Origin of the sequence: Micromonospora sp. NPDC049171, from assembly GCF_040648275.1 — a bacterium.
Lineage (GTDB): Bacteria > Actinomycetota > Actinomycetes > Mycobacteriales > Micromonosporaceae > Micromonospora.
The window spans coordinates 651,091-668,273 of the sequence record NZ_JBEZDJ010000001.1 but is presented as its reverse complement, the minus strand read 5'-3'; the positions used below and the strand labels follow the sequence as shown (position 1 = coordinate 668,273).

15 protein-coding genes are annotated in these 17,183 nt (G+C 73.1%); 5 read left to right on the top strand and 10 right to left on the bottom strand.

What is annotated here, in order from left to right:
- Positions 1-216: 216 nt before the first annotated feature.
- The 3 genes from AB0B14_RS02740 to AB0B14_RS02730 are packed head-to-tail and all read right to left on the bottom strand — an operon-like array spanning position 217 to position 3,316.
- Positions 217-1,020: a sugar phosphate isomerase/epimerase family protein gene (locus AB0B14_RS02740; protein WP_357520863.1), complete on the bottom strand. Its 804-nt coding sequence runs from the start codon at positions 1,018-1,020 to the stop codon at positions 217-219.
- Complete coding sequence (locus AB0B14_RS02735; RefSeq protein WP_357520861.1) at positions 1,017-2,168, bottom strand: dihydrodipicolinate synthase family protein; 1,152 nt, start codon at positions 2,166-2,168, stop codon at positions 1,017-1,019. Before AB0B14_RS02735 ends, AB0B14_RS02740 begins: the two co-directional genes overlap by 4 nt.
- Positions 2,165-3,316: a Gfo/Idh/MocA family oxidoreductase gene (locus AB0B14_RS02730; protein ID WP_357520859.1), complete on the bottom strand. Its 1,152-nt coding sequence runs from the start codon at positions 3,314-3,316 to the stop codon at positions 2,165-2,167. The genes AB0B14_RS02735 and AB0B14_RS02730 overlap by 4 nt, the downstream gene beginning before the upstream one ends.
- 114 nt (positions 3,317-3,430) lie before the next feature.
- Here AB0B14_RS02730 and AB0B14_RS02725 point away from each other — a divergent pair, with 114 nt between their 5' ends.
- Genes AB0B14_RS02725 through AB0B14_RS02715 form a run of 3 tightly spaced genes read left to right on the top strand, consistent with a single transcriptional unit; the run spans position 3,431 to position 6,050 of the window.
- Positions 3,431-4,504 (top strand): LacI family DNA-binding transcriptional regulator, encoded by a 1,074-nt coding sequence (locus AB0B14_RS02725; protein ID WP_357063507.1) that lies wholly within the window; start codon positions 3,431-3,433, stop codon positions 4,502-4,504.
- A complete protein-coding gene (locus tag AB0B14_RS02720; RefSeq protein WP_357520857.1) occupies positions 4,501-5,517 on the top strand; it encodes an aminoglycoside phosphotransferase family protein in 1,017 nt (338 codons plus the stop codon). Before AB0B14_RS02725 ends, AB0B14_RS02720 begins: the two co-directional genes overlap by 4 nt.
- Before the next feature lie 47 nt (positions 5,518-5,564).
- On the top strand, positions 5,565-6,050 hold the full coding sequence (locus AB0B14_RS02715) for a GNAT family N-acetyltransferase (protein WP_357520855.1): 486 nt from the start codon (positions 5,565-5,567) through the stop codon (positions 6,048-6,050).
- A gap of 36 nt (positions 6,051-6,086) precedes the next feature.
- Here the strand turns inward: AB0B14_RS02715 and AB0B14_RS02710 are convergent, their stop codons facing one another.
- Entirely contained in the window at positions 6,087-7,391 is a 1,305-nt protein-coding gene (locus AB0B14_RS02710) for an MFS transporter (protein ID WP_357520853.1), read from the bottom strand.
- A gap of 77 nt (positions 7,392-7,468) precedes the next feature.
- Positions 7,469-8,374, bottom strand: coding sequence for a LysR family transcriptional regulator (locus AB0B14_RS02705; protein ID WP_357520851.1), 906 nt, complete (start codon positions 8,372-8,374; stop codon positions 7,469-7,471).
- A gap of 119 nt (positions 8,375-8,493) precedes the next feature.
- On the opposite strand from AB0B14_RS02705, the gene AB0B14_RS02700 reads away from it, so the two are divergent.
- Positions 8,494-9,432, top strand: a complete 939-nt coding sequence (locus AB0B14_RS02700; protein ID WP_357520849.1) for an SDR family NAD(P)-dependent oxidoreductase — start codon at positions 8,494-8,496, stop codon at positions 9,430-9,432.
- A gap of 73 nt (positions 9,433-9,505) precedes the next feature.
- On the opposite strand, the gene AB0B14_RS02695 is transcribed toward AB0B14_RS02700, so the two are convergent.
- The gene (locus AB0B14_RS02695; RefSeq protein WP_357063525.1) at positions 9,506-10,066 is read right to left on the bottom strand and encodes an NAD(P)H-dependent oxidoreductase; all 561 of its coding nucleotides are present in this window, start codon (positions 10,064-10,066) and stop codon (positions 9,506-9,508) included.
- A 134-nt stretch (positions 10,067-10,200) separates the two neighbouring features.
- On the opposite strand from AB0B14_RS02695, the gene AB0B14_RS02690 reads away from it, so the two are divergent.
- Positions 10,201-10,692: a MarR family transcriptional regulator gene (locus tag AB0B14_RS02690; RefSeq protein WP_357520847.1), complete on the top strand. Its 492-nt coding sequence runs from the start codon at positions 10,201-10,203 to the stop codon at positions 10,690-10,692.
- Positions 10,693-10,705: 13 nt separating this feature from the next.
- Here AB0B14_RS02690 and AB0B14_RS02685 read toward each other — a convergent pair whose 3' ends face one another.
- The 4 genes from AB0B14_RS02685 to AB0B14_RS02670 form a co-directional block, all read right to left on the bottom strand.
- A complete protein-coding gene (locus AB0B14_RS02685) occupies positions 10,706-11,206 on the bottom strand; it encodes an anthrone oxygenase family protein (protein ID WP_357520845.1) in 501 nt (166 codons plus the stop codon).
- A gap of 141 nt (positions 11,207-11,347) precedes the next feature.
- A complete protein-coding gene (locus AB0B14_RS02680; RefSeq protein ID WP_357520842.1) occupies positions 11,348-15,061 on the bottom strand; it encodes a S8 family serine peptidase in 3,714 nt (1,237 codons plus the stop codon).
- A gap of 313 nt (positions 15,062-15,374) precedes the next feature.
- Positions 15,375-15,992, bottom strand: a complete 618-nt coding sequence (locus AB0B14_RS02675) for a bifunctional 4-hydroxy-2-oxoglutarate aldolase/2-dehydro-3-deoxy-phosphogluconate aldolase (RefSeq protein ID WP_357063536.1) — start codon at positions 15,990-15,992, stop codon at positions 15,375-15,377.
- A gap of 130 nt (positions 15,993-16,122) precedes the next feature.
- A complete protein-coding gene (locus AB0B14_RS02670; protein WP_357520840.1) occupies positions 16,123-17,148 on the bottom strand; it encodes a sugar kinase in 1,026 nt (341 codons plus the stop codon).
- Positions 17,149-17,183 lie beyond the last annotated feature (35 nt).

Here is a 17,183-nt window from a genome sequence, read left to right as displayed (position 1 = left end):
CGTCCAGGCTGCGCGAGTGCTCATCCGCCAGCGGCTACCCACCAGGAGTCTGCCGCACCCACCAGCCAACTCCCAGAACTCATTAGGCGGCGAGCAGGGTGCTCACGCCCCTTGGCCGGCCACGCCGCTTCGTCTGTCACCAGCCTCGGCTGGGTCGGGGCCGGGTCGGGCCGGGTGCGAGCGCCGACCGCCTCCGGCCACCGCCGTTCGAGCGGCTCAGACGACGTGGTCCAGGTAACCGGTGATCGCCGCGTCCAGCACCTCCGCGCCGGGCCGCGCCCACACCTCGGCGGAGAAGACCTCCACCTCGATCGGGCCGTCATACCCGGCCGCGTCGACCGCCTCGCGCAGCCGACGCAACTCGATGCACCCGTCGCCGGGCAGCGCCCGGCCCAGCAGCACCCCCTCCGGCAGCGGCGTCACCCAGTCGCAGACCTGGAACGCGGCGATCCGTGGCCCGGCCCGCTGGATCTGCGCGTACACCGTGTCGTCCCACCAGACGTGGTACGCGTCCACGACCACACCGACCACCGTCGGGTCGAACCGTTCGGCGATGTCCAGCGCCTGGCCCAGGCTGACGATCACGCAGCGGTCGGCGGCGAACATCGGGTGCAGCGGCTCGATGGCCAGCCGTACCCCGGCGGCCTCGGCGTGCGGTGCCAGCTCGCCGATGGCGTCGGCGACCCGACGGCGGGCGCCGTCGATGTCCCGGCTGCCCGGCGCCAGCCCACCGGAGACCAGCACCAGCTCGGGGGCACCGAGGGTGGTCGCCTCCTCGATGGCGCGCAGATTCTCCGCCCACCAGTCGTCGGCGCAGAAGAACCCGCCCCGGCACAGCGAGGTGACGGTGAGACCGGCGTCGCGGACCAGCTTCGCCGACCGGGCCAGCCCGTGCTCCGCGACCGGCTCGCGCCACAGCCCGATGCCCGGCACCCCGGCGGCGACGCAGCCGGACACCACGTCGGGCAGGGGCCAGTGCTGGGCGGTGGCCTGATTGAACGAGAAGCGCGCGAGGCTCACTGAGCCACACCCGCCACCGCGAAGAACGCCCGCGCGCGGGCGGCGGCCAGGTCGGCGTCCGGTAACAACCCCGCCCGGTCGGCCAGGATGAGCAGGGTCGCCAGGTGCGCCGGGGACCGGCCGGACTGCGCCCCGCCGACCATCGTGAAGTGGTCCTGGTGCCCGGCCAGCCAGGCCAGGAACACGATCCCCGTCTTGTAGTGCCAGGTCGGTGCCGCGAACAGGTGCCGGGCCAGCGGGACAGTCGGCGCGAAGATCTCGGCGTACGCCGCCAGGTCACCCCGGTCCAGGGCGGCCAACGCGGCGGCGGCGGCCGGTGCGATGGCCGCGAACACCCCGAGCAGGGCGTCGGAGTGCCCCACCTCGTCGCCCCGGATCAGCTCCGGGTAGTGGAAGTCGTCACCGGTGTAGAGGCGCACCCCGGCGGGCAGCCGGCGGCGCAGCGCGACCTCCCGGCCGGCGTCGAGCAGCGACACCTTGATGCCGTCCACCTTCGACTCGTGCGCCTTGATCAGCTCGGTGACCGTGTCGGCGGCGGCGTCCAGGTCGACCGCACCCCAGTAGCCGGTCAACGCCGGGTCGAACATCGGGCCCAGCCAGTGCAACACCACCGGCCCGTCGGTGGCGCTCAGCAGCTCGTCGTACACCCGCAGGTAGTCCTCGGGGCCGCGGGCGGCGGCGGCCAGGTGTCGGCTGCACATCAACACCGGCCGGGCGCCGGCCGCGCGGACGTCGGCGAGCTGCTCGGTGTACGCGGCGGTGACCGCCGCCAGGGTGGCCCGGCCCGGTGGCAGCTGATCCGTGCCGACGCCGGCGACGATCCGACCACCCACCGCACGGGCCTCGGCGGCGCTGCGGCGGATCAACTCCCGGGTGGCCGGATAGTCCAGCCCCATCCCCCGCTGGGCGGTGTCCATCGCCTCGGCGACGCCCAGCCCGTACGACCAGAGGTGCCGCCGGAACGCGAGTGTGGTGTGCCAGTCCACCGAGGCCGGGGCGCCCGGCACGTTCTCCGCGGCCGGGTTGGCGACCACGTGTGCGGCGGCGTACGCGATCCGGGTCCGCGCCGGAGCGGCCGGGCGGGCGAAGCCACTGCCACCGGCCAGCCGGTGCCGCCGCCCGCCCGGCAGCACGACCTCGGCCCTCATCCGAACAGCTCCGGCACCTCGACTCGACGGCCCTCGCGGGCCGAGCGCAGCCCCAACTCGGCGAGCTGCACGCCCCGCGCGCCGGCCAGGAAGTCCCACCGGAACGGCTCGCCGGCCACGACGTGCCGCAGGTACGCCTCCCACTGCACCTTGAAGCCGTTGTCGAACTCCTCGTTGTCGGGCACCTCGGCCCACTGTGCCCGGAAGTCCTCGGTGGCCGGCAGGTCCGGGTTCCACACCGGCTTCGGGGTGACCGCCCGGTGCTGCACCCGGCAGTTGCGCAACCCGGCCACCGCGCTGCCCTCGGTGCCGTCGACCTGGAACTCCACCAGCTCGTCGCGGTACACCCGCACACCCCAGGACGAGTTGATCTGCGCGATGATGCCGCCGTCGAGTTCGAAGACGGCGTACGCGGCGTCGTCGGCGGTGGCCGGATAGACCTGACCGGCCTCGTCGACCCGCTCGGGCAGGTGGGTGGCGGTCACACAGGAGACGGCGGCGACCCGGCCGAACAGCTCCTCCAACACGTAGTGCCAGTGCGGGAACATGTCGACGACGATGCCGCCGCCGTCCTCCGCCCGGTAGTTCCACGACGGACGTTGGGCGGGCTGCCAGTCACCCTCGAAGACCCAGTAGCCGAACTCGCCGCGCACCGAGAGGATCCGGCCGAAGAAGCCGCCGTCGACGAGGCGCTTGAGCTTGCGCAGGCCGGGCAGGAAGAGTTTGTCCTGCACGACACCGGTGCGCAGGCCGGCCGCGTCGGCGGCCCGGGCCAGGTCGAGCGCGGCGGCGGTGTCCTCGGCGAGGGGCTTCTCGGTGTAGATGTGCTTGCCGGCCTCGATGGCCCGCCGGATCGCCTTCTCCCGCTGCTGGGTGACCTGGGCGTCGAAGTAGATCTCGACATCGTCGCGGGCCAGCGCCGAGGTCAGGTCGGTCGTCCAGTCGGTCAGCCCGTGCCGATCGGCGAGCTCCCGGAGCTTCGTCTCGTTGCGCCCGACCAGGACCGGTTCCGGCCAGATGGTCGTGCCGTCGGCCGTCGTCACACCGCCGGCCTCGCGGATGGCCAGCAGCGAGCGGACGAGGTGCTGCCGGTAGCCCATCCGTCCGGTCACGCCGTTGACGATGATGCCGATCGACCTGCGGGTCATGGGTGTCCCTCCCGTCGTGCTGGTCGTGCCTCCCTGCGGGAAAGGGCTTTCTCTGCGGTACCGTGACGCTAGCCGGCACGAGGAAACGCCGTCAACAGATCGAGGGGGCGGGCCATGGCGACCCTGTCCGATGTGGCCCGCCGGGCGGGCGTCTCACCCGCCACCGCCTCCCGCGTCATCAACGCCAGCAGCAAGCCGGTCACCGACGAGCTGCGCGAGCGGGTGCTCGCCGCCGTCGCCGAGTTGCAGTACGTGCCGAACGCGCACGCGCAACTGCTGGCCCGCTCGCACCGTAGCGCGGTGGGCGTGATCGTGCACGACGTCTCCGACCCGTACTTCGCCGAGATCACCCGTGGGCTGCAACGCGTCGCCACCGACCAGGGCCGACTGCTGATGATCTGCAACAGCTACCGGGACCCGGACCGCGAGCTGGAGTACGTGGAGCTGCTGCGCGGTCACCAGGTCGCGGCGCTGATCCTGGCCGGCTCCGGCTACCACGACGAGGCGTTCACCCGGCAGCTCAACGAGAAGCTCGCCGCGTACGAGGCCACGGGCGGGCGGGTGGTCGTGATCGGTCGACACGAGCACTCCGGCGACGCGGTGATGCCGGACAACCGGGCCGGTGGCTACCTCGCCGGGCGGGAGCTGTGCGGGCTGGGGCACCGGGCGATCGGCGTGGTCGCCGGCCCCCGCATCCTGACCACCACCACCGACCGGCTGGCCGGCCTCCGCCAGGCCCTCACCGAGCAGGGTCGTGACCTGCCGGAGCGGCGCATCCGGTACGCCGAGTTCGACCGCGACGGCGGCGCGGAGGCGACCGCCCGACTGCTCGACGCCGACCCGGAGCTGACCGCGATCGCGGCGCTCAACGACTCGATGGCCATCGGCGCGCTCGCCACCCTGCGCGCACGTGGGCTGGCGGTGCCGCGGCAGGTCTCGGTGGTGGGTTTCGACGACATGCCGATCGCCCGGGACGTGACCCCGGCGCTGACCACCGTGCGACTGCCCCTTGTCGACATGGGAGTCCGGGCGATGTCCCTGGTGCTCGCCGCGGAGGTGCCGACCCCCCGAGTCGAGGTGCTCCCCGCCGAGCTGGTCCGCAGGGACAGCGCCGGTCCCGTCCCGCCCGCCGTCCGCGTCACCGCCGGCTTCGCGCCGCGCGCTCGACGGGGTGACACCGTCTCGTGACCGGCATCAGCCCGACGCAGCGTCCGCTCACCCGCGACGACGTGGCGTACCTGGTCCGCGCGTCGCTCGGGCCGCACACCCGGGTCCGGGACGCCGGGCCGTTGGCCGGCGGCGGATACGCGACGGTCTGGTGGGCGCGGCTCGACGACGACCGTCGGGTGGTGCTGAAGCTCGCCCCACCGGCCGGGACGCCGCTGCTGCGCTACGAACGAGGGCTCTGTGCCGCCGAGGCCCGCTACTTCCGCCTCGTCGCGGAACACGCCCCGCGGGTGCCCGTACCCCCGGTGTTGCGGCACGGCACCGACCCCGCGTACGGCGAGTGGTTGGTCACCACGTTGCTGCCCGGCCGGTCGCTGTCCGACCTGGCCGCGGGCGGCGTCGCGGTCGACGACAGCCCGGCACGGTACGACCTCGGGGTGGCCCTCGCCGCGGTGCACCGGGTCACCGGCGACCGGTTCGGGTACGACGGCGACCGGGCCGGCGGGCCGACCTGGCCTGTGGCGTTCACGGCGATGCTCGACGCGCTGCTCGCCGACGCGACCGACTGGAAGGTGCGGCTGCCGGTGACCCCGGACCGCCTGCACGAGCTGGTGGGACGGCACGCCGACGTGCTGGACGAGGTGGACCGGCCGGCGCTGCTGCACTTCGACTGCTGGGACGGCAACGTGCTGGCCGCGCCCGATGCGCAGGGTCGGCTTCGGCTGCGCGGCCTGGTCGACGGCGAACGGTTCCTCTACGGCGACCCGCTGCTGGACCTGGTCTCGCCGCTGCTCTTCCGGCGCGTCGAGGACGAGCCGGAGCATCCGCTGCTGCGCGGCTACCGCGACGCCGCCGGCACACCGCTGGCGCTGGACGCCTCGGCGCGCCGACGGCTCGGCCTCTACCGACTGCACCTGTACCTGCTGATGACCGTGGAGATGCCCAGCCGTGGCATGACCCCAAGCAGCCATCCGCAGCGGCACGCCCGGCTCGCGACGTTGCTGGACGCGGAACTCGACGCGCTCGCGCGCTGACCGAAATCCCGTTGTCCGGCCGGTTCGCCGCTCGTAGCCTGCTCGGCGTGCGGATTCGGGAGTTCGTGGCGGAGGACTGGTCGCAGGTGTGGCCGATCGTCGAGGAGGTGATCCGGGCCCAGGAGACCTTCCCCTACGACCCGGCGATGACCACCGAGCAGGCGTACGCCATGTGGGCGGAGGCACCGCCGGGCCGGACCGTCGTCGCGGTCGACGGCGGGCGGGTGCTCGGCACCGCGAAGATGGGCACCAACCGACCCGGGCCGGGCGCGCACGTGTCCACCGCGAGCTTCCTGGTCGCCGCCGACGCCCGGGGCCGGGGCGTGGGCACCGCGCTGTGCCGCCACGCCCTGACCTGGGCGCGCCTTCAGGGGTACGCCGGCATGCAGTTCAACGCCGTGGTGGAGAGCAACAGCTCAGCGGTCGAGCTGTACCGGCGGGAGGGTTTCACTGTGGTCGGCACCGTACCCGGCGCGTTCCGCCACCCCACCCTCGGCCGGGTCGGTCTACACGTCATGTACCAGGAGTTCTGACCGGCGGCGTCTCGCCGACGCCCGAACCGCTCCACCTCACGCCGTCGAGGGATGGTCCGCCGGTGGCTGACCGGCCGTGCCCGGCACGACTGCGGTCGGCGGACGACGCGCCTCGGAGCCGGCGCGGCGGACCGGGGTGAAGAGACCGCCGACCGCGACCAGCAGGCATCCCGCTCCGGCAGCGAGCGTGACCGCCTGGACGCCGTACCGGCCGGCGGCCCAGGTCAGCGTGGCCGCGCCGATCGGCCCGAGGGCGTAGTGCGTGCTCCAGAACGCCGAGGTGACCCGGCCGAGCAGGTGATCGGGGGTGATCTCCTGGCGCAGCGACATCGAACAGATCCCGCCGATGCTCAGGCAGCACAGGTACACCGCGGTCAGGGCGGTGACCGCCGGCACGTTCGTCGCGAGGCCGACGCCCGCCACCGCGAACCCGCAGACCGAGTGCGCGCCGATCCAGGTCGCGCCGAAGCCGCGCCGGCGGCGGAGTGGGGCCACCAACAGTGCGCCGGCGACCGTGCCCAGCGCGGCCAGGCCGAGCACCGTGCCGACGGTGCCCTCGGAGCCGCCGAGATCGTGGGTGACGTGGTAGATCAGCACGTCGGTGAAGCCGTAGGTCAGGAAGATGAAGACCGACAGCAGGACGGTCAGCGCGCGGAGCACGGGCTGCCGCCACAGGAACCGCGCCCCGGCCAGGAACTCGGCCAGCGGCCGCTCCCGGGTCGCCGGTGCGGCGGTGTCGGCCCGCGCGGGTCGCAGTCGGATCAGCCACAGACCGGCTGCCGAGAGAGCGAAGCTCGCCGCGTTGACGGCGATGGCGAGCGCCGGGCCGAAGCGGGCCGACACGACGCCGGCGAGCAGCGGCCCGAGGACGGCCGCCGCCGCGTACGTCGCCTGCAACCGGCCGTTGGCCTCGGTGATCCGGTCGGAGTCGACGAGGTTGCGGACCGCGGTCACCGCCGCGACCTGGAACACCATGCCGGCCGCCTCGCAGATCGGCAGCACGACGAAGAGCAGCCAGACCTGTGGGCCGGCGAGCCAGGCCAGTGGCACCAGGCCGTAGAGCACCAACCGGGCCAGGTCCGCCACGATCATCAGGGTGCGGCGGTCGTACCTGTCGACCAGCACCCCGCCGAAGATCCCGGCGATGACGGACGCCGCGCCGGCGACGGCGGTGAGCAGGCCCATCCGCGCCACCGACCCGGTGGCCTGGAGCACCAGCAGCGGCACCGCCAGGTAGGCGAAGGAGTCGCCGGCCGCGGAGAGCGACTGCGCGATCCAGTAGGTGCCGAAGGTGCGGTCCCGCCACAGCGGAGACCGGGCAGCGGTGGCAGCTCGGCTCATCGCGACGACAGTAGTCGGCGCGAGCGGCCGACGCGGGCCGTGGCCGGCGTCACATCGATCTCCCGGGCGGCCCGCCGTCAGCCGGTCGTGGTGAGGTCGGTCGTGGCGGCGAGGTCGGTGACCACGTCCAGGAGCCGGTGCAGGGCGGGCGCGGTGCGGCCCGGCAGCCACACCATCTCGGTATGGGCGTGGGCACCGGTCAGCGGAACGAACACCACGCCGGTGCGGCGGAGGCTGGCCGCCGAGCTGGCGAGCCGGGTGACGCCGACGCCGGCGGCGACCAGGCCGAGGAGGCTCTGCACGCTGGCGTCCTCCTGGACGACGTTCGGCACGAACCCCGCTTCCCGGAACTGCTCGTCGAAGGTGCGGTGCCAGGGTTCCCAGGAACTGCGCGGCGTCAGCACCCACGGTTCGTCCGCCAGGTCGGCGAGCCTCAACTCGGCGCGGTCGGCGAGCGGGTGGCCCTCGGGCAGCACCGCGCACACCGGTTCGGTGGTCAGCCGCCGCGACGCCAGGCCCGGGACCAGCGGGGTCCGGGTGAAGGCGACGTCGTAGTGGCCGCCGAGCACACCCTGCACCAGGGGTGCGATGCCGGTGGACTCGGTGGCCAGGTCAAGATCGGGAAGGTGGCGGTGCACGGCGCGGACCACCGGCGGCAGGAGGTGGTTGGCGACGGTGGTCAGGAAGGCGAGGCGCAGGCTGCCGACCTCGCCCCGCTGGGCTCGTGCCACGACGGCGACGGCCTCGTCGGCGCGGTCCGTCACGGCGCGCGCCTCCGGCACGAACAGGGCGCCGACGTCGGTCAGGGTGGTGCCGCGGGAGTCGCGATCGAACAGCTTCACCCCGAGCGTGCGTTCCAGGGCGGTGATCTGCTGGGACAGCGACTGCTGGGCGATCATCAGGCGGGCGGAGGCCCGGGTGAAGCTCAGTTCCTCCGCGAGGACCAGGAAGTACCGCAGTTGCCGCAGCTCAGGGGTGGCCACAGGGACAGACTGTAGCCAGGGCAGCAAGCGTGTGTTGGCCGTCTCGGCAGACCTGCACGCACGATCGTTCGGGAGCCGGTGTCGGCCACCCAACGACATACGCGAGAGGGAATTCGATCATGAGTGCAACACGCCTCACCACGCCTTTCGACGCCCGCTCCACCGCCCGTGACGTCGTGGCCGGTGTCGACCTCACCGGGCAGCGCGCCATCGTCACCGGCGCCTCGTCGGGCATTGGCGTGGAGACGGCCCGGGCCCTCGCGGCCGCGGGCGCCGAGGTGACCCTTGCGGTACGCGACGTGCGGGCCGGCGAGCGGACAGCGGAGGACATCGGGGCCACCGTGGCGAACCGGTCGATCCGGGTCGCACAGTTGGACCTGTCCGACCAGGTGTCGATCACGGCCTTCGTCAGGGCCTGGGAGAGGCCCCTGCACATCCTGGTCAACAACGCCGGGGTGTCGGCGACCCCCGAAACACGCACGCCCGAGGGCTGGGAGTTGCAGTTCGCCACGAACCATCTCGGCCACTTCACGCTCGCCACCGGGCTGCACCGGGCGCTCGCGGCGGCCGGCCGGGCCCGCGTGGTGTCGCTCAGTTCCATCGCCCACGTACAGGCGCCGATGGTCTTCGAGGACGTCAACTTCCGCGAACGCCGCTACGACCGAATGCTGGCCTACGGCGAGTCGAAGACCGCCACCGCCCTGTTCGCAGTCGAGGCGAACAGGCGCTGGGCCCACGACGGCATCACTGTCAACGCGGCCAACCCGGGCGCGGTCACCACGAATCTGGGGCGACACCTCACCGAGGAGGACTACGCGGGGCTTCCGGCATTCGACTTCAAGACCCCGGAGCAGGGGGCCGCGACGTCGGTGCTGCTCGCCGCCTGGCCAGGGCTGGAGGGCGTCGGCGGCCGTTACTTCGAGGACTGCGACCAGGCCGAGCGGCACAGCCCGCAGACACCGCTGCGGGGGGTCGCCGAGCACGCGACCGACCCGGTGGCGGCGGCGCGGCTGTGGCAGGTCTCGCTCGACCTGCTCGCCGACGTCGGGCGTGGCTGACCGGCCGGTGAACGGGCAGACGGAGACGGCCGCGGGAGTGGTCCCACGGCCGTCTCCGGTAGTGCTCGAACGATCAGGCCTGGCGCAGCGGCGCGAGCGCGGTGCTCCAGGCGACCACCTGGTCGAGGGTGGTGGTCAGCGCGTCCTGGTGGAACTGGTTGGGCTTGAAGACGCTGAAGTTCTCGAAGTCGGTGAAGAGCGACAGCGCGACCTGCGACCGCACGTCGGCCATCTGGAGCTCACCGGAGATCAACCGCAGGTGCTCCACGGCGCGCGTCCCGCCGACCGAGCCGTAGCTGACGAAGCCGACGGCCTTGTTGTTCCACTCGGCGTACAGGAAGTCGATCGCGTTCTTCAGGGCACCCGAGGTCGAGTGGTTGTACTCGGGGGTGACGATGATGAACCCGTCGTACGAGGCGATCGTCTCGGCCCACCGCAGCGTGTGCGGCTGGGTGTACTGGCCCATCGAGGGCGGGTACGCCTCGTCGAGGTGCGGCAGCTGGTAGTCGAGCAGGTCGATCAGCTCGTACTCCGCGTCGGAGCGCTGCTTGGCGATCTCGAGCACCCAGCGGGCGACGGCTTCACCGTTACGCCCCGGGCGGGTGCTTCCGAGGATGATCCCGATCCTGGTCATGGTGGCGCCTTTCCTAGGGACTGGCTGACGGCACGACGCTAACCAGTGATTGCTCGGTCAAGCAAATGAACTGGCTATGGCCACGCTCACACTCCGTGCAAGCAATTGCTCAATCAAGCAACTAAGATATGAGGATGTCCAACCCCGCCGCAGAACCGCTGCAACCCCTCAACCCCGACGAGGAGGCCCTGGTCCGCGCCCTGGGCCAGGTGATGCACGTGCTGCCCCGCGCGATCGACACCGACATGGTCGGAGACCGTCAGTTGCCGCTCACCGAATACACCGCCCTGATGAACCTATCCGAGGTGCCGGGCCGGCGGATGCGGATGAACGAGCTCGCCTCGGCCTGCCACCTCTCGCTCAGCGGCATGACCCGCACCATCATCCGGCTGGAGACCCAGGGCCTGGTCCGGCGGGAACGCTGCGAGGAGGACGCCCGCGGCTGGAACGCGGTCCTCACCGACAGCGGATTCGCCCGCCTGGCGGAGTCCTGGCCCAGTCACCTGGCCGCCGTACGCCGCCGGTTCCTCCAGCACTTCGAGGGCTTCGACCTCGAGCATCTGGCCCGCGCGTTCCAGCGGGCCGGCACGGCCGAGACGACCGGCACGGCCGCGACGACCGACTGAGCCGACAACGGGTTCAGCCGGGCAGCCGGGCAGCCTCGACCAGCGCCCACGCCAGCAGCCCGAAGGCGCCGGTCGAGGCGACCGCCCGGACCACGTTGCCGCGTACCCAGGTGGTCTCGAAGCGCTGCCGCACGGCCGCGAGGTCGGTGACCCGGTCGACGTCGCCGGCGCGGGCCAGCGTGTTGTTCAGCGGCACGTTGACCACGGCGGTGACGCCGAGCACCACCAGGTACACCAGCAGCGCCGCACCGATCCACGACAACGCCGGCCGACGTTCGGCGCCCAGGTGCAGCGCCGCCGCCAGCAGCGTGAACAGCAACGCTCCCCCGAAGCAGACGGCGAACCAGCCGTTGAGGATGGACTCGTTGATCCGTTGCATGGCGAGCACCAGCGTCCGGTCGTCGCTGCGACCCAGGCCCGGCATGACCGCGTACGCGAAGGCGGCGAACAGCCCGGCGGTCAGGCCGGTGGTCAGGGTGGCGACGAACAGGCTCGCGGTACTCAGGAATCCCATGGGCCCCATTGCACCCGCTGGCGCGCGTCCTGACCAGACGTCGGGCCCGGCTCCGACGCGTACACCGCGAAACGGGGACCGACGCGGACCGGCCGCCGGCCGGGATGCGCGCGGCACCCCGACCGACGGCCAGCCGGAGCATCAGCGCAGGCCGAACGCCCGGGTGATGCTCTGGCTCACGGTGTTGCCCGCGGCGTCACGCGCGGTGGTGCGCAGACTCACGAAGCCGGCCCGGGCCGGTGCCGCCAGCGCGGTACGCCAGCCGTCCCCGTGCCGGGTCAGGCGCTGCTGCTGCCAGCTCGCCCCGTCGTCGTAGGACACCTCGACGGTGACCGCGCCGACCGTGCCCCGGACGCCGGGCAGGTGGGAGGCGACCACGGTCAGCGGTGCCCGCCGTGACGCCCGGCCCGCGGAGTCGATGGCCACCTGGTAGTCCAGCTGGATCATCGGCAGCACCTCCGACGACTCCACGCCGGTGGCGGCCGAGGTGAAGCCCCACTCGGTGCGGGTCTGCCGGGAGTACGGGTTGGTCCAGGCGGCCCGGTCGTTCTGCACCACCAGCCGGTACGGCAGCCGCTGCGCGGCCAGCCCGGAGACCTGGAGGTATTCGGCGTTGCCCCAGTTCAGCTCCTTGTCGCCCTGGTAGAGGGTGGTCCGGTTGACCATGTCGTAGTTGGCGCGCGCCTCACCGATGTGGCCACCCCCGTCGCCCCAGCCGGGCGCGGGTAGGTACAGGGTGTCCAGGTAACGCACCGGCACGTAGCCCCCGCCCATCCGGGGCCGCTGGATCGGCCCGAACCACTCGACGGTGCTCGATCGGCCGGCCGGGTAGCTGGCCACCTCCATCAGGTGCTGACCGGTCTCGCCGACGATGTACGCGTCGTCGATCCACCGCTCGCCGGCGGTCACCCAGTCGGTGCGCCGGCCCTGGGCCGGGACGGTCTCCTGGTTGCCCGAGGCCATGCCCTTCCAGACGTCGGTGCGGAACTCCAGCGCCTTGCCCTGCCGGTAGTTGCGGAACTCCACGTCGACCCGGGCCAGGTCCCGCTTCGCGGGCCGGTAGGTGGGGTCGGCCGGCACCGTGCCCGTCCAGTGGTGTGCCACGTCGTACAGGTAGGTGGTCTCCGGGTGCGACTCGGCGGACAGCCGCACCGGGCCGCGCCCCAGCGCCGCGATGAGCTGGTCGCCCTCGTCGGCACCGAGCGTCGCCACGGTCACCGGGGCCCGGCTCTCCGGGCTCCACGGCGTCTCGTCCCAGGGGTCCAGCCGACCGACGCCGTCGTTGACCACCAGCAGCAGCTTCGCGCCGGCCGCCGCGACGAGCCGCGCCTGGGTGGCGATGTCCACTGTGTCGCTGCGCCGGACCACCACCACCCGATCCCGGACCGGCCGCTTGGCCAGCCCGGCCGCCGAGGTGTCGGCGACGTAGACCGCGTCCAGCTGGCGACGGCCGGCCGGCAGCGCCGGGGTCGCCCGCTTCACCAGCAGATCGTCGTACGTGCGGCCGGCCGCGGAGATCGTCAACGCCGGCTGTTCGAGCCGCCACCGGGCACCGAACTCGAACTCGCCGTCGGTGACCCTGCGGGTCGTCGGCAGGGCCCACATGCTGTCGTACGAGTCGTTGGGCAGCACCTGACTCTCGGTGAGGCCGTTCGCGGTGGACCGGTGGATGTCCATCCGCAGCGAGGTGGCGGTGGCCTCCTGTGGCACCGCGGCCCGCACCTGTCGGGCCTCCCGCGCGTCCAGGGTGACGGTGCGGTCGCGGTCCAGGTTGACGTCGGTGAAGCTGAGCATCGCCATGCCCTTGGAACGTGGCCCGTGTGCACCGCGCACGTCCGCGGAGATCCAGCCGGTCCAACTCGCCACCGGCAGCCGCAGCGTGGCGGTGCCGCTCTCGGGCAGGTCAACGGCGCTGAACAGCCCGTCGGTGGTGAGGATGACCTTGCCGGCGAGCGGCTTGCCGTCCCGGTCCTTGGCGACGAGCGTCAGGTTCTGCCGCTGGCCCTCCTTGCCGGCGCCGACGAGGGTACGGCCGCGGATCACGCCGGCCTCGTCAGTGGCGACGATCATGCCGCTGACCTGCTTCTCCGCCGGCAGCTTGTCGTACGCGGCCCGCAGCGTCACCGTGGCGGTGCCCCCGGCGGGCACGGTGACCCGGTCGGCGGAGAGAGCGAAGAGGCCGGCCGGCGCGGCGGTCGCGTCGAGGGCCAGCTTCAGCGTGATCGGCGCGCCGCCGAGGTTGGTGTAGGTGACCGTCCGGTCGACTGTCATCCCCGGCTGCTGCGGCCAGGCCTGGAAGCCGGAGTAGGCGCTCGGGGTGGCGAAGACGGTGGCCCGCGTGGCCGCGACCGCGTCGACCCGACCGGCACCCGCCTGGTACGGGGTGTACTCGGCAGTGGCCTTGACCGTGCTGACCAGCGCCTCCTTGATGCGCTGACCGGTCCAGTCCGGGTGCGCCGCGGCAACCAGCGCCGCCGTGCCGGCCACGTGCGGGGTGGCCATCGACGTGCCGCTCATCAGCGTGTAGTCCCCGGAACCACCGCGTACGTAGTGGGAACGGGCCGCCAGGATGTCCACGCCGGGTGCGGTGATCTCGGGCTTGAGCCCGCCGTCGCCGGCACGGGGCCCCTGGCTGGAGAACTCGGCGAGGTGGTCGGTGGAGTCGACGGCGCCCACCGTCAGCGCGGAGTTCGCCGCACCCGGGCTGCCGATGCTGTTCGGCCCGCCGTTACCGGCGGCGATCACGAACAGCGCGCCGGTCTCGGCGCTGAGCCGGTCGACCGCCTGGCTCATCGGGTCACTGCCGTCGGTGGCCTCACCGCCCAGGCTCATGCTGACGACCCGGGCCTTCTGCTCGCGGGCCGCCCACTCCATGCCGGCGATGATCCAGGAGTCCTGCCCGCTGCCCTCGCTGTTGAGCACCTTGCCGATGTGCAGCCGGGCGCCGGGGGCGACGCCCCGCTCGACCCCGCCGGAAGCCGCACCGCTACCGGCGATCGTCGAGGCGACGTGCGTACCGTGGCCCTTGTAGTCGAGGATGTCGGGCTCCGTCGGCACGAAACTGCTCGACGTGGCGATCTGACCGGCGAGGTCCGGGTGCTCGGCGTCGGCGCCGGAGTCCAGGACCGCGACGTCGACACCGGCGGCGGTGTTGCCCTCGGCCCAGACCGCCGGGGCGCCGATCTGCGCGGTGGACTGGGCCAGGTCGGCGTGCACCCGACCGTCCAACCAGACCTTGGCGATGCCGTTGGCGAGGGTCGGGACAGCACCCGTACGCCGGGCGGTGCCGGCGGTGAGAGCGGTCCAGAACCGGTCGGCGGTGGCGCGCTGGCGCGTCAACGCGGCGCCCTGCACGCTGTCGAGCGGGCGGACCAGCTCGGCACCGTCCACAGTGGGACGGGTGCGGGCGCGGGCCGCCGCGTCGGTCATCGTGACGATCAGCGGCAACGTGTCGGTGTGGGCGTCGTCGTAGCCGTCGGCGATCAGCTCGGTGACGTTGAACAGTTGCCGGTCCAGCACACCGCTGGTGACGTACGACAGCGCGGTGTCCGGGTAGACGTACGTGTCGCCGTCGCGCACGGTGCGGTGGAAGGTCGGCGTACTGCCGTCCGGGCGGCGCACGGTCGACACGGTGCTGCCGTCCGCCGCGGTGGTCACCGTGACCGTGTCACCGGTGATCAGCGTGACGGTGGCCGTACGTCCGGCGGCTGCCGGGGGAAGGCCGGCCGGGCGGTCGGGGGTGTTCGGCGGGGCGACGGACGCCCCCGCGGCGGGTGGGGTGAACCCGGCCGCCAGGGTGAGGGCGGTGCCGAGGGCGATCAGCCCGGATCGGCGACGCCGGCGAGACAGAGCCAAGATGACCTCTTTGCGTCGAGAAGTGGTACGCCGCACAGCATCGACGCAACACCCACCCCCGACCCCCACCAACCCCCGACGCACTTACGCCATGGCACAAACCCGCCACCAACCCACCCACCCCCACCCTCCCCGCCCCGCCCCTCGCCGCCCCGCCCCTCCCCGCCCCTCCCCGCCCCCTCGCCGTTGATCATGGAGTTATAGCCGCCCGTCGCGGCGTGTCGTGACAATAACCTCATGATCAACCGCCCGCACCGCCGACGCGGGGGCGGGCGGGGGGCGGTGGGGGCGCGGTGGGGGGCGGTGGGGGGCGTTAGGGCGTTGGGGACTGGAGGGTTAGCAGGGCGGCTAGCCGGTCCAGTTGGGTCGGGTCGGACAGGGCTGAGCCGACGGCCGCCACCCGTACGCCGGCCTGGAGGAACGCGCCAGCGTTGCTGGCGTCCAGGCCGCCGGTCGCGACGAAGCGCAGCTGCGGCAGCGGGCCGGCCATCGCCTTGAACCAGGCCGGCCCGAGCGAGATCGCGGGGAACGCCTTGAGCCAGGTGAGGCCGTGCCGCAGCGCCTGCTGGGCCTCGGTGGGGGTGGCCACGCCGGGCAGGTGCGGCAGACCTCGGGCGGCGGCCGCGTCGGCGATCGCGAGGTCCAGGCCGGGCGCCACGGTGAATTGGGCGCCCGCGTCGGCTGCTGCGGCGACCTGCTCGACGTCGAGCACGGTGCCCGCGCCCACGATCCGGCCGCGCGCGGTGCCCGCCTCGACGGCGGCGCGCAGCGACGGTACGGCGTCCGGGGTGGCCACCGGCACCTCCACCACGTCGATGCCGAGGTCCCAGGCACGCTCGGCGAGCCGGACGGTCTCGGCGACCGGCAGGCCGCGCAGGATCGCCATCACCCGGGCGTTGCCGAAGATGTGCTCGAAGTCTGCTGTGGTCATGGTGCACTCCATCCGAGATCGCGGTGAATCTGTTGCCTACTGGCCGTCGACCGCCGACCGGGCCCCGCCGGCCTTCGACCTGGCCCGATCGACCGCCGCACCTGGCCCGGTCGGACGGCGACGGCCTGACTCAGGTCGTCGCCAGGGCCCCGGTCAGATCGAGCGGTGACCAGGCCTCGACGGGGGCGTCGACCAGCCGCTCGAACCAGGCCCACGGCGGGACCGGGGCGTTGTCGCCGCTGCTGGTCAACGCCTGTGCGGCGACGAGGTGCCCGAGGCGCAGGCGGCGCACGGGGTCGAGGTCGCGCAGCAGCCCGGCCAGGTAGCCGGCCGCGAACGCGTCTCCGGCGCCGACCGGCTCCACCACCGTCACCAGGGGCGCGGACACGAAGATCGGCTCGGCGTCCCGGCGCAGTGCGGTGGCGCCCACCGCGCCATCCTTGACCACCACCGTCTCCGGCCCGGGCAACAGCCGGCGTACGGCCAGCGGGTCGGCGGTGCCCCACAGCGTCTCCGCCTCGTCCTGCCCGACGAAGACCAGGTCGCTGCGGTCGGCCAGGTCGCGCAGCACCCCAGCGGCCTGCTCGGCGGGCCACAACCGGCCCCGGTGGTTGACGTCGAAGCTGACAAGTGCCCCCGCCAGCGGCCGGTCCGTCACGGCGTGCTCGACAAGCGCCCGGCAGGACGCGGAGAGCACCGGCGTGATGCCGGACAGGTGCAGCACACGGGCACCGGCCAGACCCGGGGCGGCGAGCGTGCCCGGATCCATCCGGGAGGCCGCCGAGCCCGCCCGGTAGTAGTGCACGGCGGTGCCCTCCGGGCCCGGGTCCTTGACGTACAGGCCGGTGGGGGCGGCCGGGTCCACGCTGACCTGGTCGACACGGACGCCGGTCGCGGCGACGTGCCGGACGACGGCCCGGCCGAAGGGGTCGTCGCCGACCCGGCTCACCCAGGCCGCCCGGTGCCCCAGCCGCGCCAGGTAGCCGGCCACGTTGGATTCCGCGCCGCCGACCGAGACGGCGACCCGGTCGGCATGCTCCAACGGCTCACCCGGCGCGGGACAGAGCACCACCATCGTCTCCCCGACCGCGGCCACCTCGATCGGCGCGGGGCCCGCCGGGACGGTCGCGTCGTCAGGTGGGGAGTCGGTCGGCATCGGGGCACACGTCCTCGCGGCGGGGATCCTGGGCG

Bases quoted from the DNA above. Each gene is read 5' to 3' on its own strand.
- AB0B14_RS02735 (WP_357520861.1), bottom strand. From the start codon at position 2,168: ATGAGGGCCGAGGTCGTGCTGCCGGGCGGGCGGCGGCACCGGCTGGCC.
- AB0B14_RS02675 (WP_357063536.1), bottom strand. From the start codon at position 15,992: ATGACCACAGCAGACTTCGAGCACATCTTCGGCAACGCCCGGGTGATG.
- AB0B14_RS02725 (WP_357063507.1), top strand. From the start codon at position 3,431: ATGGCGACCCTGTCCGATGTGGCCCGCCGGGCGGGCGTCTCACCCGCC.
- AB0B14_RS02730 (WP_357520859.1), bottom strand. From the start codon at position 3,316: ATGACCCGCAGGTCGATCGGCATCATCGTCAACGGCGTGACCGGACGG.
- AB0B14_RS02670 (WP_357520840.1), bottom strand. From the start codon at position 17,148: ATGCCGACCGACTCCCCACCTGACGACGCGACCGTCCCGGCGGGCCCC.
- AB0B14_RS02700 (WP_357520849.1), top strand. From the start codon at position 8,494: ATGAGTGCAACACGCCTCACCACGCCTTTCGACGCCCGCTCCACCGCC.
- AB0B14_RS02685 (WP_357520845.1), bottom strand. From the start codon at position 11,206: ATGGGATTCCTGAGTACCGCGAGCCTGTTCGTCGCCACCCTGACCACC.
- AB0B14_RS02690 (WP_357520847.1), top strand. From the start codon at position 10,201: ATGTCCAACCCCGCCGCAGAACCGCTGCAACCCCTCAACCCCGACGAG.
- AB0B14_RS02695 (WP_357063525.1), bottom strand. From the start codon at position 10,066: ATGACCAGGATCGGGATCATCCTCGGAAGCACCCGCCCGGGGCGTAAC.
- AB0B14_RS02710 (WP_357520853.1), bottom strand. From the start codon at position 7,391: ATGAGCCGAGCTGCCACCGCTGCCCGGTCTCCGCTGTGGCGGGACCGC.